Below are 13,779 nucleotides of genomic sequence, written 5' to 3' on the forward strand. Positions count from 1 at the left end.
TCAACGAAATCGGAAGGAAAAAGGATCCGAATCTGCGAAATCAGTTGCGTTGATAGTCTGAGAGTGTCAAAATCGTCATATGAGCGAGAAGCCGAAGGTGCCGGTGCTGGACGACGTCTCGAAGCGGATCATCGAACTGCTCCAGGAGGACGGCCGTCGACCCTACGCCGAGATCGGACGTGCGGTCGGTCTCAGTGAAGCAGCTGTTCGCCAGCGCGTACAGCGACTCACCGATAGCGGCGTGGTGCAGATCGTCGCCGTCACGGATCCTCGACAGCTCGGCTTCTCCCGGATGGCGATGCTGGGCATCCGCGTCGACGGCGATCCCCGTGTCGCGGCAGAGGCGATCGCGAATATTCCGGAGATCGCATATGTCAATGTCACTCTCGGATCCTTCGACATCCTCGCCGAGGCCATCTGCGAGAGCGACGAGGATCTGCTCGAGCTGATCGCGACGCAGATCCGCACCATCGAGGGCGTCTCGCACACCGAGTGCTTCCTCTATGCAGGGCTCCACAAGGACCTCTACAACTGGGGCACGCGCTGATCCGCTGAGCCTGCCCGCTCTCCCGAACCCGGCCGCACCGCGGCATCCGGGGCGCTGCGGCGCGCCCCGGCGAAAGACCCCCACCTCCTCCCGGACAAGGAACCATCATGGGAACGACCGTCTTCGAACGACGGCAGCCGAGCGCTTCGGTCATCGAGCGCTCCCTCGAGAACACCGCGCACGCGGCCTTCTGGCTCGACGACGTCGAGCGCACCGCCTACCCGGCCCTGTCGGGCGAGGTGCGCGCCGATCTCGCGATCGTCGGTGGCGGCTACGCCGGACTGTGGACGGCGATCCGCGCCAAGGAGCGCGACCCGCAGCGCCGCGTCGTGCTGCTCGAGGCGAACCGGGTCGGATGGGCGGCCTCGGGCCGCAACGGCGGGTTCTGCGAGGCGAGCCTCACGCACGGCGAAGAGAACGGGCACAACCGCTGGCCCGACGAGATGGAGACGCTCGAGCGGCTCGGACTCGAGAACCTCGACGGGATCCAGGAGACCGTCGAGCGCTACGGCATGGACGTCGACTGGGAGCGCACCGGGCAGCTGGCGGTGGCCGTCGAGCCGCACCAGGTCGCCTGGATGGAGGGGGACGGCTTCCTCGACCAGACGGCCGTGCAGGCCGAGGTCGCCTCGCCCACCTACCTCGCCGGATCCTGGGACCGTGAGGGGTGCGCGATGGTGCACCCCGCGAAGCTCGCCTTCGAGCTCGCCCGGGTGGCCGCAGAGCTCGGCGTGCAGATCTTCGAGCGCACCCGCGTCACCGGCCTCAGCGGAAAGGGCGTGCAGACGGTGACCGCGGAGAACGGCACCATCGTCGCGGACCAGGTCGCCCTCGCGACGAACGTGTTCCCGTCGCTGCTCAAGCGCAACCGGCTGATGACCGTGCCCGTCTACGACTACGAGCTGATGACCGAGCCGCTGACGGCGGAGCAGTACGAGGCGATCGGCTGGAAGAACCGCCAGGGTCTCGCCGACAGCGCGAACCAGTTCCACTACTACCGGCTGAGCGCCGACAACCGGATCCTGTTCGGCGGCTACGACGCGGTCTACCACTTCGGCGGCAAGGTGCGCGAGGAGTACGAGGAGCGCCCGGAGAGCTATCGCAAGCTGGCGTCGCACTTCTTCACGACGTTCCCGCAGCTCGAGGGGCTGCGCTTCACCCACCGCTGGGCCGGCGCGATCGACTCCTGCAGCCGGTTCTGCGCCTTCTTCGGAACCGCGCGGGGCGGCCGTGTCGCCTACGCGACCGGGTTCACCGGGCTGGGCGTCGGCGCGACGCGCTTCGCGGCCGACGTGATGCTCGACCAGCTCGCCGGGCTCGACACCGAGCGCACCCGCCTGAAGATGGTGCGGGAGAAGCCGATCCCGTTCCCGCCCGAGCCGGCGGCGTCGATCGGCGTGAACCTCGTGCGCGCGGCGATGAACCAGGCCGACCACAACCAGGGGCGCCGCAACCTGTTCCTCAAGGCGCTCGACGCCGTCGGCATGGGGTTCGACTCGTGACCGCGCTGCCGGCCGCCGGAACCGCGGTCGCCGACCTCGGCCTCGCACACGCGCCGCTGCCCGCGGACGAGGTCGTGGCCGGGTCGCCGACCACGGCGATCGCCGTGCTCGACGACACGGGCGACCGCGAGATCGGGATCTGGGAGATGACCCCCGGCACCGCGACCGACACCGAGGCCGACGAGCTGTTCGTCGTGCTCTCCGGCCGGGCGACGATCGCCTTCGACGAGCCGTCTCTGCCGCCGCTGGAGGTGGGCCCCGGATCCGTCGTCCGTCTCGCCGAGGGCATGCGCACCACCTGGACCGTGACGGAGACGCTGCGCAAGGTCTACATCGCCTGACGCTCTGCGAGGCCTTCCCGGGCGACGGATCCGGGAATATGATCAGCGCGGGGAAATCATTCGCGCGCCCGAGCGGCGCGGCGTTGTGCTGGGCCGACGCGAGGATGACCGCACCCCGGAGCTGGGGCTCATCATGTTCGAGAAACTCATGGCGACGGCCGTCCTTCCGGCGACGGATCTCGATCGCGCCAAGCGCTGGTGGCATGACGTGCTCGACCGGGATCCGGTCGAGGTCGATGTCGAGTCCGGGAACGTGTTCTACGACGTCGGCGGTACCGTCGTGCTGGTGTACCTCACCGGTTTCGCCGGCACCGCGCAGAACACCGCGCTCAACCTCGTGACAGACGACATCGAGCGCGACGCGGCGGCGCTGCGCGCCCGCGGGGTCGAGTTCCACGAGTACGACTTCCCCGGGCTGAAGACCGTCGACGGCATCGCCGATCTGGGGGACGAGCGCGCCGCGTGGTTCAGCGACAGCGAGGAGAACATCATCGCGCTCGGCCAGCCCTCGCCCGAGATGGTGGAGCGGGTGATGGGCGGCGGGCACCCGGCCGGCTGAGACCGGCGCGCACAACTCAGGCTGCATGGATCCGGTGGTGCGACGTACGGCCGGAATCGGCCCGGATCGCGGGTCCTGGCCTGAATTGTGCAGGGGGCTGCCGCGCAGGTTGCCGGGTGCCAGGGTGGCCCGCGCTGGCTGCCGCGCTGGTTGCCCGTGGCGCGTCAGCGCCCGCGGGCCGGTCAGCGCCCGTGGGCGAGCAGCGCCAAGTGCAGCGCGGACAGGGTCTCGCCGTCGTCGAGGTCGGCGCCGAGCAGATCCGCGATGAGGTCGAGGCGCTGATAGAACACCGAGCGCGACAGGTGCGAGGCGGCCGCGGCGGCGGTGCGGTTGCCCGGATGCGCGACGATCGCGCGCAGCACCCGGAGCAGGTCGCCGTCGGTTGCGTCGTCGTGCCGGATGAGCGGGGCGAGCAGCCGCGCGCTGTGCTCCTGCAGGCGGTGGTCGCCGCTGAGCTCGGCGGCGAGGCGCGCGAGCGGCCGATCGGCGACGCGAAGCAGCTCCCCCGGCGCGGCCTGCCCGGCCAGCCGGCGCACCACGGGGATCGCCGCGAGCAGCTCGCCGGTCGAGGCGCAGGGGTCGCCGGCGGCGCCGGATCCGAGTTCCGCGAGCAGGGACTCCGGGATCCGCGATCCGGCGGGGAGTGAGACGAGCAGGATCCGCTCCTCGCCGATGTCGGCGCTCAGGGTGCGGACGTCGTCGCCGCCGGCGCGGCCGGCCGGGTCCGCGCCGCGGCCGCCCGGAATCGTGCCGCGCCCGGTCGGATCCGCGCTGCGCCCCAACGGGTCCGTCACGATCTGCACAGCCTGTGCCGATCGGCGCGGGTTCTCGCCGGATCCGTGTGCCGATCGTCTCATCGTGTGCCGATCGTCGCGCGTTGCCGTGGTCGTCTCGCGGCGGCCCACGGCGACGTGCAGCGCGCGCCCGCGCAGGGGGAACCCGGATGCCTCCAGCCGGGCCTCGATGTCGGCGACCGTCGTGTACCGCTCGCCGAGCACGGCCGCGATCAGTCCCTCCGCGCGCAGCCGTGACCACGCGCCCTCGCCGTCGGCGAGGCGGGACAGGGCCAGCGCGGTCGCCGCCTGCTCGAGCACGGTCGCGCGGCCCGCAGGATGCGGCGGCCCCGGCAGGGCCACGAGCTCGCCCCAGCGGGTGCCGCGCGCCGCGACCGGAACCCGGGTCCACTCCGGATCCAGGCGCCGCGACCGCGAGGTCCAGCTCGCGAGCACCTCCGCCTCGGGGCGGTGCGCGGTGTCGGCGAACACGAGCTCGTGCGCCAGGTCCTCCAGCACGACCGGAGCGCCGAGCGCCCGCGCTGTCTCGCGCACCACGATCTCGACCGGAGCGCCGCGCAGGCTCAGCCCGGTGAACAGCTCGTGCAGGCGCTGCCGTTCCTGGAGCGCCTCGACCTGGCCGGCGATGATCCGGCGGTGCACCTCTTCCGTGACCGTGACGAACTTCACTTCGCGGTCCAGGGTCACCAGGGCGAGCTCGCGGGCGCGGCATGCCGCGACGAGCGCCGGGGGCACCACGGCGAACCGGGTGCCGAGCTCCAGCACGATCCCCGCCAGCCCCGCGTCGGCCAACTCATCGGCGAGCCGGGTCAGCGCATCCGCGCCGCCCGGCCACCCGGCGCCCGTGGTGAGCAGCAGCTCTCCGCCGTCGAGCAGCGCGGCGACGCGCTCGCTGTCGGAGACGTGCACCCAGCGCACCGGCACGTCGACGGATCCGGCCAGCACCTCCGGGATCCCCGCCTGCAGCGAGGCGACCTCGAGCGCGTCGGCGACGGTCGGGAGACCGGGCTCGAACGCTTCCGGACGATCTGTCCGATCGGTGACGAAGTCCAGACGATCTGCAGGCATGGATCCATCCTCTCCGCTGTGAGCATAGGAGGACAAGCCCGCGGACGCCGTCGATCAGAGTGTCCGAATCCCCACCCCGAGGAGCACAGCGTGACCCTGATCCGCCACTTCATCAACGGCGCAGAGGCCGGCGAGACCGAGCGCACCGGACCGGTCTACAACCCGGCCACCGGCGAGGCCCACCGCACCGTCGCCTTCGCGAGCGTCGCCGAGGTCGAGCAGGCGATCGCCGCAGCCAAGGCCGCCGGCCCCGCGTGGCGCGCGACCAGCCTCATCAAGCGCGCCGACGTGTTCTTCCGCCTGCGCCAGATCCTCGCCGAGCGCACGCCCGAGCTCGCCGCCATCGTCACGAGCGAGCACGGCAAGGTGCTCTCCGATGCTGCCGGCGAGGTCTCGCGCGGCATCGAGAACGTCGAGTTCGCCGCCGGTCTCGTGCACCTGCTCAAGGGCGAGCACTCCGAGCAGGTCGCGCGCGGCGTCGACGTGCACTCGGTCAAGCAGCCGGTCGGCGTCGTCGCCTGCATCACCCCGTTCAACTTCCCGGTCATGGTGCCGCTGTGGATGGTCGCCTCGGCGATCGCGTGCGGCAACACGGTCGTGCTCAAGCCCAGCGAGAAGGACCCGTCCGCGGCGATCTGGCTCGCCAAGGCGTTCCAGGAGGCGGGGCTTCCCGACGGCGTGCTCAACGTCGTGAACGGCGACAAGGTCGCGGTCGACACCCTGCTCGACTCGCCCGACGTCAAGGCCGTCAGCTTCGTCGGATCCACGCCGATCGCGAAGTCGATCTACGAGCGCGCCTCCGCGAACGGCAAGCGCGTGCAGGCCCTCGGCGGCGCCAAGAACCACATGGTCGTCATGCCCGACGCCGACATCGACGGCGCCGCGGCCGCCGCGGTCTCCGCCGCCTACGGATCCGCCGGCGAGCGCTGCATGGCCGTCTCGGTGCTCGTCGCCGTGGGCGATGTCGCCGAGCCCCTCATCGCGTCGATCACCGAGAAGGTGCAGAACCTGCGCATCGGCGACGGCACGGACGCGGCGAGCGAGATGGGTCCGCTGGTCACCCGCGAGCACCGCGACCGCGTGGAGGGCTACGTCACGGGAGCCGCCGCCGAGGGCGCCACCGTGCTCATCGACGGCACGCAGCGGATCGCCGCGGGCGAGCGTCTCGACGAGAACGGCTTCTTCACCGGGATCAGCCTCATCGACCACGTCAAGCCGGGCATGAAGCTGTACGAGGACGAGATCTTCGGTCCGGTGCTCTCGGTCGTCCGCGTGGGCAGCTACGCGGAGGCGGTCGAGCTCATCAACGCGCACCAGTTCGGCAACGGCACCGCCATCTTCACCCGCGACGGTGGCACCGCCCGCGAGTTCGAGTTCGACATCGAGGTCGGCATGGTCGGCGTCAACGTGCCGATCCCCGTGCCGATCGGCGCGTTCTCGTTCGGCGGCTGGAAGGCCTCGCTGTTCGGCGACTCGCACATCTACGGACCCGAGTCGATCCACTTCTACACGCGCTCCAAGGTCGTCACCACGCGCTGGCCCGACCACACGCCGGCGCAGGTCGACCTCGGCTTCCCGAGCAACCACTGACGCGGAAGGATCCCGATCATGACCGTCACCACCGACACCGCGCGCCTGATCGACCGTCACGGCGAGGCGCACGCGCTCCCCGCCGCCGAGGCCGAGGCGCAGGTGCGCGCCGACGACCGCGCGCACGTGTTCCACTCCTGGAGCGCGCAGGCGCTCATCGACCCGGTGCCCGTCGCCGCAGGCGAGGGATCCACGTTCTGGGACTACCAGGGCAACGCCTACCTCGACTTCTCCAGCCAGCTGGTGAACCTGAACCTGGGGCACCAGCAGCCCGACCTCGTCGCCGCGATCCAGCAGCAGGCCGGCCGGCTCGCGACGATCCAGCCGTCGATGGCGAACGACGTGCGCGGCGAACTGGCCCGGCTCATCGCCGAGGTCGCACCCGAGGGCATGGAGAAGGTGTTCTTCACCAACGGCGGCGCCGACGCCAACGAGTACGCGGTGCGCATGGCGCGCACCGTGACCGGGCGCCGCAAGGTGCTGTCGATGTACCGCAGCTATCACGGCTCCACCGCGACGGCGATCTCGATGACCGGTGACCCGCGGCGCTGGGCGAACGACACCGTCGACAACGGCACCGTGCGCTTCTTCGGTCCGTACCTGTACCGCTCGGCGTTCCACTCCGAGACCCTGGAGCAGGAGTCGCAGCGCGCGCTCGAGCACCTCGAGCAGACGATCCAGCTCGAGGGCCCGACGACGATCGCCGCGATCATCATCGAGACGGTCGTGGGCACCAACGGCGTGCTCGTGCCGCCGCCCGGTTACCTGCAGGGCGTGCGCGACCTGTGCGACCGGTACGGCATCGTCTACATCGCCGACGAGGTCATGGTCGGGTTCGGTCGCCTGGGCGAGTGGTTCGGCGTCGACGCGTTCGACGCGAAGCCCGACCTCATCACCTTCGCCAAGGGCGTGAACTCGGGCTACGTCCCGCTCGGCGGCGTCGTGATCTCCGACCGGATCGCCTCCGCGTTCGACACGGTGCCGTTCGCCGGCGGACTCACCTACTCCGGGCACCCGCTGGCCTGCGCCGCGGGCGTCGCGACCTTCGAGGTGTTCCGCCGCGACGGGATCCTGGAGCGCGTGCGCGACCTCGGGTCCCGCATCGTGGAGCCGACCCTGCAGGGATGGCGGGAGAAGCACCCGAGCGTGGGCGAGGTGCGCGGCCAGGGCCTGTTCTGGGCGGTCGAGCTCGTGCGCTCGAAGGAGACGCGCGAGCCGCTCGTGCCGTTCAACGCGGCAGGAGCCGATGCGGCGCCGATGGGCGCCTTCGTCGCCGCCGCGAAGAAGGGCGGGGTGTGGCCGTTCGTGCACTTCAACCGCACGCACATCGCCCCGCCGCTGGTGATCACCGAGGACGAGCTCGTGCGCGGCCTCTCCGCGATCGACGCCGCTCTCGACGTCGCGGACGGGTACACCGTCTGAGGCCCGACCGGATTCAGGCTGGATCGGTCCATGCCGGAGGGGGAGCCGCGGAAATCCGCGGCTCCCCCTCCGCATTGCGGCTGTCCGGCCTGAATCCGGTCGGCCTGCCGCGCGGGAGTGCTGCCCGCCGCGGCGCCCGGTTCCGGGGCGACGACGGTCAGACCGCGACGGGATCCGGCATCGCGGCCCGGTCGACGCGCCAGCCGTCGTCCACGCGCAGCACGGTCGAGACCGACAGGTTCTCGGGGCCGATCGTGAGGTGCGAGAGGTCGGCGCCGAGGCCGTGCAGCAGCGTCAGGATCGTGATGCCGCTCGTGACCACGAGCACCTCGGATCCGGCTCCCGCGACGTCGTGCAGCGCCTCGGTCGCGCGTCGGGCCACGTCGGCGGGGGATTCGGCGAGCGGATCCTGCTCAGCGAGGGCGTCGAGCGTCGCGAAGAACGGATTGTCCGCTGCGACGTGCGCCTGCATGAGCCGGACGAACCTGCGGGCGCGGACCGCCTCGAGCCCGCCGAAGCACAGCTCGCGCCAGCGCGGATCCGAACTCGCCTGCAGGCCGGATCCGGCCGCGTCGAGCAGTCGCGCCGCGGTCTCGCGATGCCGGATGCCGTCGCCCGAGAAGGCCGCATCGAACCGGATCCCGGCGGCGGCGAAGTCGAGACCCCGGGCCGTGGCCTGATCCCGGCCGAGGGGGGTGAGCGGCGCGTCGGACCAGCCCTGCATCCGCTCCGCCGCGTTCAGCATGCTCTGTCCGTGCCGGACCACCCAGATGCGCGTCATGGATCCAGCCTACGAGCGCGTGCGGGACTCAGACCGACGGCCACCACGCCGGGTCGGTCTCGTCGCCCGGTCCGTTCCGGTCGCAGAAACTGCGGCCATCAGGGCGCCACGACGACACTTTCTGCGACGGGAGCAGAGGCGTTCTGCGACGGGAGCGCGGGAGCACCGCGGCGGGGATCCGGCTCAGGCCGGCAGCAGCTCCCCGACGAGCGCCTCGATCCGGCGGCGGATCTCGTCGCGGATCGGCCGCACCGCGTCGATGCCCTGGCCGGCGGGGTCGTCGAGCTTCCAGTCCTCGTAGCGCTTGCCGGGGAAGAACGGGCAGGCGTCGCCGCAGCCCATCGTGATGACGACGTCGGAATCCTGCACGGCCTCGGTCGTGAGGACCTTCGGCTGCTCGGCGGCGATGTCGATGCCGACCTCGGCCATCGCGGCGACGGCCACGGGGTTGATCTCGTCGGCGGGCAGGGAGCCGGCGGAGCGGACCTGGATCCGGTCTCCGGCGATGGCGTGCAGGAAGCCGGCGGCCATCTGCGAACGGCCCGCGTTGTGCACGCAGACGAACAGGACGGCGGGGGCGGTTTCGGCGGTCATGCGTCTCCTCGGATTCCGGGTTCAGCCTACGGCGACCGGGCGGGCGCCGATCTGCAGGACGGGGGCGGCGCAGCAGCCGTCGGCGGTGCCGTCGAAGTCGCCGGATCCTCCGCACACGCCGGTGCTCGGGAGGACCAGCTCGTTGCGCGACGCGGCCTCGTGGTCGCCGACGAGGTGGGCGACGACGCTGCGGACCTGCTCGTAGCCGGTGAGGGCGAGGAAGGTCGGCGCGCGGCCGTAGCTCTTCGCCCCGACGATGAAGAACCCGGGCTCCGGATGCGCGAGCTCGCGCGCACCCGTCGCGCCGACGGATCCGCAGGAGTGGATGTTCGGGTCGATCTCCGCGGCGATGCCGGACACCGCCTCGAGCGCGGGGTCGAGGGAGATCCGCAACTCGGACAGGAACGCGGTGTCGGGACGGAACCCGGTGAGGGCGAACACGTGGCCGGCACCCGGGATCTCCCGACCGTCGTCCGCCACGACCGAGACTCCCTCGGGGTGAGGGCGGAGCTCGGCGACGCGGAACCCGGTGACCACCTCGACCAGGCCCTTCTCCATCGCCCGCCGCGCCCGGATCCCAAGGGCGGCGCGCTCGGGCAGGCCGTCGCCCGCGCCTCCGCCGAACACCGAGCCCGTGCTGCCGCGCCGCAGCACCCAGGTCACCCGCGTGCCCGGCGCGGTGCGGGCCAGTTCCGTCAGTCGCAGCACCGCGTGGGCGGCCGAGTTGCCCGCGCCCACGACGACCACGTGCGTCCCCGCGTGCGACGAGACGTCGTGCGGGATGCGGTACGAGACGCGGTCGCCCGCGGTGCGCTCGCCGAGTGCGGGAAGGCCGTCCGCGCCGGCCGGATTCGGCTGCGACCAGGTGCCGCTCGCGTCGATCACGGCCCGTGCGGAGAGGCGACCCTCGCCGCCGTCGGCATCGAGCGTGTGCACGAGGAACGGCGCCTCGGCGCGACCCGAGTCGACCACGAGGTCGCGTCCGGCGCGGGTGATGCCCGTCACGGTCAGGCCGGTGCGGACGCGGTCGCCCAGCGCTGCGGCGAGAGGCGCGAGGTAGCGGTCGATCCACTCGTCGCCGGTCGGGTACCCGGAGTCCGGCGCGACCCAGCCGGTGCGCTCCAGCAGGCGCTGCGCCGCGCCGTCGACGAGCTCGGGCCAGCCGGAGAAGAGCCGCACCCGACCCCATTCCGCCACCGCGGCGGCGACGGAGGCGCCGCGCTCGAGCACGACCACCTCCTGTCCGCGCTCGACGAGATGCGCGGCGGCGGCGAGCCCCTGCGGGCCGGCGCCCACGACGACGACGGGCGGTTCGGACATCGGTACTCCTCGGCTCGGCGCTTATCCATTGAAAGACTTCAATACGACTACCGTCGGACATCTATCGATGTTTGTCAATACGTGAAAGACTGCGTGCATGACGCTCCCCGTGACCATCGAGACCGACGCCTGCTGCGCCACCGCGCGTGAGCCCCGTGTCGGAGCGGAGGAGGCCGAGCGGATCGCGCGGGTGTTCAAGGCGCTGGGGGATCCGACGCGGGTCAAGCTGCTGTCGCTCATCGCGGGTGGCGAGGGGGGCGAGGCGTGCATCTGCGACCTGACCGCGCCGGTCGGGCTCTCCCAGGGGACCGTGTCGCACCACATGAAGCTGCTCGCCGAGGCCGGGCTCGTCACCCGCGAGCAGCGCGGGCGGTGGGCCTACTTCGCGATCGCCGAGGGCGCGCTGGACGGCGCTGCCGCCTCGCTGCGGGCGCTCTGAGGCGCGGCTGAGGGCGCGGTCGGGGCGGGTCTCGGCCTCGGCAGGGCCCGACTAGACCCGGGCGTCCTGCCGGGGGATCCACACCTGCTTGATGATGATGAGGATCGACGCCGTCACGGGCACCGCGATGAGCGCCCCGAGCAGTCCGAGCAGAGTGCCGCCGACGAGGGCGCCGATCACCACGAGCGAGCCGGGGATCGCGATCGCCTTGCTCATCACCCGCGGGGTGATGACGTACGCCTCGACCTGCATGTAGACGACGTAGACCGCCGCGAAGATGAGCGCCATGACCGGCGAGCTGAACAGGGCGATGCCGGTGCCGATGATCCAGAAGAGCACGGATCCGACGAGCGGGATCAGCGTGATGAGGAACGCGACGGTCGCCATGAGGGGCGGGAACGGCAGCCCGAGCACGAGGTACAGCACGAACACGATCACGGCGTTGATGAAGGCCAGGCCGACCATGCCCATCACGTAGCCGCCGACCGATTCGGTGATCTGCTCGGTGATGCGGTCGACGCTGCGGCGGTCTCGCGCGGGAGCGAGACGGAGGAGCCCGGACTTCATCGAGGGCAGGGTGGCGAGGAAGTAGAGGGTCAGCACGAGCACGATCAGGCCGCCCGAGATGCCCGTCGCGATGCCGGTGGCGATGCCCGTGCCGATCTGCAGCGCGCCGCCGCCGATCTGCGCGATCCGGGTCGGGTCGCTGAGGAACTTCTGCACCTCGGTGACCAGGTCGTTCAGCCCCACCCCGAACTGATTCTCGAGCCAGCCGTAGAACTCGGTGTGCGTGAAGTTGCGGATCGTGGCGGGGATCCCGGTGACGAACGTGGCGATCTGGTCGATGACGGTCGGCAGGATCGCGAGCACGATGACGACCAGCACGAGGGCGAGCGCCGCGATCACGGCCACGACGGACCAGGCTCGGGAGAGCCCGCGCTTCTCGAGCCAGCGCACCGCGGGGTCGAGACCGAGGGCGGCGAAGAGCGCGAACGCGATGTAGATCAGCACCGTCGACAGGTTCGACAGCGCGAGGCCGAGCAGGATCGCGCCGAGGCCGCCGAGGGTCACCAGGAAGCCGAAGCCGAACGGCCGGTCGATGCGGGTCCAGAACGAGGCGCGCGGCGGCGCGGCCTCGACGAACCGGCGGGGGGTGATCCCGCCGTCGTCGGCGGTCGGTGCGGCGGTCGGTGCGGCGGTCGCCGTGCCGTCCTCGGCGGTCGCCGTGCCGGTGCCGGCGGGCGTCGCGGCGGTCTCGTGCGCCGCCTCCTCGGGGGTGCGCTCTTCGCGGCTCATGGCTTTCACTGTAGGGGGCGGGGAGGCGTTATCGTCGGAGGGATCGCACGTCCGCCGTCCGGTGAGGAGCCCCCGATGACCGCCACCGATCCCCGCACCGAACTGCTGCGACTGCGCGCCAGCATCGACAACATCGACGCCGCCCTCATCTTCATGCTCGCGGAGCGGTTCCGCTGCACGCAGCAGGTCGGCGTGCTGAAGGCCGAGCACGAGATGCCGGCCTCGGATCCGGGCCGCGAGGAGCAGCAGGTCGCCCGGCTGCGGGCGCTCGCGGAGGAGGCGCATCTGGATCCGGAGTTCGCCGAGAAGTGGTTCAACTTCGTCGTCGCCGAGGTGATCCGGCACCACACGGAGGCCGCCGAGTCGCGCTGAGCGCGCCGCCCGGCGCGGCCTGGTTCCCCGTCTCACGGTGCGAGGGCCGCTTCGGGACGCCCTTCGGGACGCCCTTCGGGGTGCGCTTCCGGGGCGGACATCGCTCCTGGATGGGTGATCGTGCTGCCCGGGAGGATCCGGATCCGAAATCTGCATGACGGAACATGATCGTTTTGACGTAAGATCATGCATGGTCGCGCACTCTGCGGACCGAATCGCCGAGGAGGACGCATGACCGACCCGAACGAGACCCTCGCGCCCGGTGCGCACATGCGCGCGGAGCTCGACTCGCAGCCCGACACCTGGGAGCGCGCCGTCGGCATGACCGCCGAGCAGGCGCTGCTGCCGGCGAAGGGGCAGCGGGTGGCCGTGATCGGATGCGGCACGTCGTGGTTCATGGCCCAGTCCTACGCCGCGCTGCGCGAGCGCGCCGGCTTCGGGATCACCGACGCCTACGCCGCCAGCGAGGCGTTCCTGGACCGCGGCTACGACGCCGTCGTGGCGCTGACCCGCTCCGGCACGACGACCGAGGTGCTCGAGCTCGTCGATCAGCTCAAGGCATCCGGATCCGCTCCGCGCATCGTCGGCGTGATCGGCGACGAGACCTCCCCTCTCGTGGGCATGGTCGACGACGCGATCGTGCTGCCGTTCGCCGACGAGAAGTCCGTCGTGCAGACCCGCTTCGCGACGACGGCCCTCGCGCTGTTCCGCGCCTCGCTCGGGGAGGACCTCACCGGGGCGATCGCCGACGCCCGCGTCGCCATCGCCGACGTCGACCCCTCTCTCGCCGGAGCCGAGCAGTACACCTTCCTCGGCCGGGGCTGGACGATCGGGCTCGCGCACGAGGCCGCCCTGAAGATGCGCGAGTCGTCGCAGTCGTGGACCGAGTCGTATCCGTCGATGGACTACCGCCACGGTCCGATCGCGATCGCCGCGCCCGGCCGCGTCACCTGGCAGTTCGGCGCGGCGCCGGAAGGGCTCGACGCGCAGGTCGCGGCCACGGGCGGTCGCTGGGTGCAGCACCCGATCGACCCGATGGCCGATCTCGCGCGACTGCACCGGGTGGCGCTGGACCGCGCGCTCGCCAAGGGGCTCAACCCCGACGAGCCGCGCAACCTCACCCGTTCGGTCATCCTCGAGGACTGAGGGCCCGC

14 protein-coding genes are annotated in these 13,779 nt (G+C 71.5%); 9 read left to right on the plus strand and 5 right to left on the minus strand.

Annotated features, from left to right (window positions below; translation table 11 throughout):
• Positions 1-79: 79 nt before the first annotated feature.
• The 4 genes from WFJ01_RS11765 to WFJ01_RS11780 all read left to right on the plus strand — a co-directional run bounded on the left by WFJ01_RS11765 (position 80) and on the right by WFJ01_RS11780 (position 2,949).
• Positions 80-547: an Lrp/AsnC family transcriptional regulator gene (locus WFJ01_RS11765; RefSeq protein ID WP_251444178.1), complete on the plus strand. Its 468-nt coding sequence runs from the start codon at positions 80-82 to the stop codon at positions 545-547.
• Positions 548-654: 107 nt separating this feature from the next.
• Positions 655-2,049 carry an NAD(P)/FAD-dependent oxidoreductase gene (locus WFJ01_RS11770; protein ID WP_336629110.1) on the plus strand — a complete coding sequence of 465 codons (1,395 nt, stop codon included), beginning with the start codon at positions 655-657 and terminating at the stop codon, positions 2,047-2,049.
• On the plus strand, positions 2,046-2,390 hold the full coding sequence (locus tag WFJ01_RS11775; protein ID WP_292882062.1) for a cupin domain-containing protein: 345 nt from the start codon (positions 2,046-2,048) through the stop codon (positions 2,388-2,390). Before WFJ01_RS11770 ends, WFJ01_RS11775 begins: the two co-directional genes overlap by 4 nt.
• 133 nt (positions 2,391-2,523) lie before the next feature.
• Positions 2,524-2,949, plus strand: a complete 426-nt coding sequence (locus WFJ01_RS11780) for a VOC family protein (RefSeq protein WP_251444186.1) — start codon at positions 2,524-2,526, stop codon at positions 2,947-2,949.
• A 182-nt stretch (positions 2,950-3,131) separates the two neighbouring features.
• Here WFJ01_RS11780 and WFJ01_RS11785 read toward each other — a convergent pair whose 3' ends face one another.
• Positions 3,132-4,811 (minus strand): PucR family transcriptional regulator, encoded by a 1,680-nt coding sequence (locus tag WFJ01_RS11785; protein ID WP_336629111.1) that lies wholly within the window; start codon positions 4,809-4,811, stop codon positions 3,132-3,134.
• Positions 4,812-4,901: 90 nt separating this feature from the next.
• On the opposite strand from WFJ01_RS11785, the gene WFJ01_RS11790 reads away from it, so the two are divergent.
• Both WFJ01_RS11790 and WFJ01_RS11795 read left to right on the plus strand, forming a co-directional pair.
• Positions 4,902-6,401, plus strand: a complete 1,500-nt coding sequence (locus WFJ01_RS11790) for a CoA-acylating methylmalonate-semialdehyde dehydrogenase (protein ID WP_292882055.1) — start codon at positions 4,902-4,904, stop codon at positions 6,399-6,401.
• A gap of 18 nt (positions 6,402-6,419) precedes the next feature.
• Entirely contained in the window at positions 6,420-7,823 is a 1,404-nt protein-coding gene (locus WFJ01_RS11795) for an aspartate aminotransferase family protein (protein WP_292882052.1), read from the plus strand.
• 157 nt (positions 7,824-7,980) lie between these two features.
• On the opposite strand, the gene WFJ01_RS11800 is transcribed toward WFJ01_RS11795, so the two are convergent.
• From WFJ01_RS11800 to WFJ01_RS11810, 3 genes are all read right to left on the minus strand, one after another.
• Positions 7,981-8,604: a histidine phosphatase family protein gene (locus WFJ01_RS11800; protein ID WP_292882049.1), complete on the minus strand. Its 624-nt coding sequence runs from the start codon at positions 8,602-8,604 to the stop codon at positions 7,981-7,983.
• 183 nt (positions 8,605-8,787) lie between these two features.
• A complete protein-coding gene (locus tag WFJ01_RS11805; protein ID WP_336629112.1) occupies positions 8,788-9,198 on the minus strand; it encodes an arsenate reductase ArsC in 411 nt (136 codons plus the stop codon).
• A 21-nt stretch (positions 9,199-9,219) separates the two neighbouring features.
• Positions 9,220-10,518, minus strand: a complete 1,299-nt coding sequence (locus tag WFJ01_RS11810) for an NAD(P)-binding domain-containing protein (RefSeq protein ID WP_336629113.1) — start codon at positions 10,516-10,518, stop codon at positions 9,220-9,222.
• 97 nt (positions 10,519-10,615) lie between these two features.
• Between WFJ01_RS11810 and WFJ01_RS11815 the strand changes: the two genes are divergently transcribed.
• Positions 10,616-10,957 carry an ArsR/SmtB family transcription factor gene (locus tag WFJ01_RS11815; protein WP_251444207.1) on the plus strand — a complete coding sequence of 114 codons (342 nt, stop codon included), beginning with the start codon at positions 10,616-10,618 and terminating at the stop codon, positions 10,955-10,957.
• Positions 10,958-11,008: 51 nt separating this feature from the next.
• Here WFJ01_RS11815 and WFJ01_RS11820 read toward each other — a convergent pair whose 3' ends face one another.
• Positions 11,009-12,253, minus strand: coding sequence for an AI-2E family transporter (locus tag WFJ01_RS11820; RefSeq protein ID WP_336629114.1), 1,245 nt, complete (start codon positions 12,251-12,253; stop codon positions 11,009-11,011).
• A 75-nt stretch (positions 12,254-12,328) separates the two neighbouring features.
• Between WFJ01_RS11820 and WFJ01_RS11825 the strand changes: the two genes are divergently transcribed.
• Both WFJ01_RS11825 and WFJ01_RS11830 read left to right on the plus strand, forming a co-directional pair.
• Positions 12,329-12,625: a chorismate mutase gene (locus WFJ01_RS11825; RefSeq protein ID WP_251444214.1), complete on the plus strand. Its 297-nt coding sequence runs from the start codon at positions 12,329-12,331 to the stop codon at positions 12,623-12,625.
• A 231-nt stretch (positions 12,626-12,856) separates the two neighbouring features.
• Positions 12,857-13,771, plus strand: a complete 915-nt coding sequence (locus WFJ01_RS11830; RefSeq protein WP_336629115.1) for an SIS domain-containing protein — start codon at positions 12,857-12,859, stop codon at positions 13,769-13,771.
• The last annotated feature ends 8 nt before the right edge of the window (positions 13,772-13,779 follow it).

Origin of the sequence: Microbacterium sp. MMO-35 (assembly GCF_037147555.1) — a bacterium.
In the GTDB taxonomy this organism is placed as follows: Bacteria; Actinomycetota; Actinomycetes; order Actinomycetales; family Microbacteriaceae; genus Microbacterium.

What these genes read in the sequence shown, in the direction of transcription:
- WFJ01_RS11765 (WP_251444178.1), top strand. Translation starts at nt 80, where the DNA reads ATGAGCGAGAAGCCGAAGGTGCCGGTGCTGGACGACGTCTCGAAGCGG.
- WFJ01_RS11770 (WP_336629110.1), top strand. Translation starts at nt 655, where the DNA reads ATGGGAACGACCGTCTTCGAACGACGGCAGCCGAGCGCTTCGGTCATC.
- WFJ01_RS11780 (WP_251444186.1), top strand. Translation starts at nt 2,524, where the DNA reads ATGTTCGAGAAACTCATGGCGACGGCCGTCCTTCCGGCGACGGATCTC.
- WFJ01_RS11785 (WP_336629111.1), bottom strand. Translation starts at nt 4,811, where the DNA reads ATGCCTGCAGATCGTCTGGACTTCGTCACCGATCGGACAGATCGTCCG.
- WFJ01_RS11795 (WP_292882052.1), top strand. Translation starts at nt 6,420, where the DNA reads ATGACCGTCACCACCGACACCGCGCGCCTGATCGACCGTCACGGCGAG.
- WFJ01_RS11800 (WP_292882049.1), bottom strand. Translation starts at nt 8,604, where the DNA reads ATGACGCGCATCTGGGTGGTCCGGCACGGACAGAGCATGCTGAACGCG.
- WFJ01_RS11805 (WP_336629112.1), bottom strand. Translation starts at nt 9,198, where the DNA reads ATGACCGCCGAAACCGCCCCCGCCGTCCTGTTCGTCTGCGTGCACAAC.
- WFJ01_RS11810 (WP_336629113.1), bottom strand. Translation starts at nt 10,518, where the DNA reads ATGTCCGAACCGCCCGTCGTCGTCGTGGGCGCCGGCCCGCAGGGGCTC.
- WFJ01_RS11815 (WP_251444207.1), top strand. Translation starts at nt 10,616, where the DNA reads ATGACGCTCCCCGTGACCATCGAGACCGACGCCTGCTGCGCCACCGCG.
- WFJ01_RS11820 (WP_336629114.1), bottom strand. Translation starts at nt 12,253, where the DNA reads ATGAGCCGCGAAGAGCGCACCCCCGAGGAGGCGGCGCACGAGACCGCC.
- WFJ01_RS11825 (WP_251444214.1), top strand. Translation starts at nt 12,329, where the DNA reads ATGACCGCCACCGATCCCCGCACCGAACTGCTGCGACTGCGCGCCAGC.
- WFJ01_RS11830 (WP_336629115.1), top strand. Translation starts at nt 12,857, where the DNA reads ATGACCGACCCGAACGAGACCCTCGCGCCCGGTGCGCACATGCGCGCG.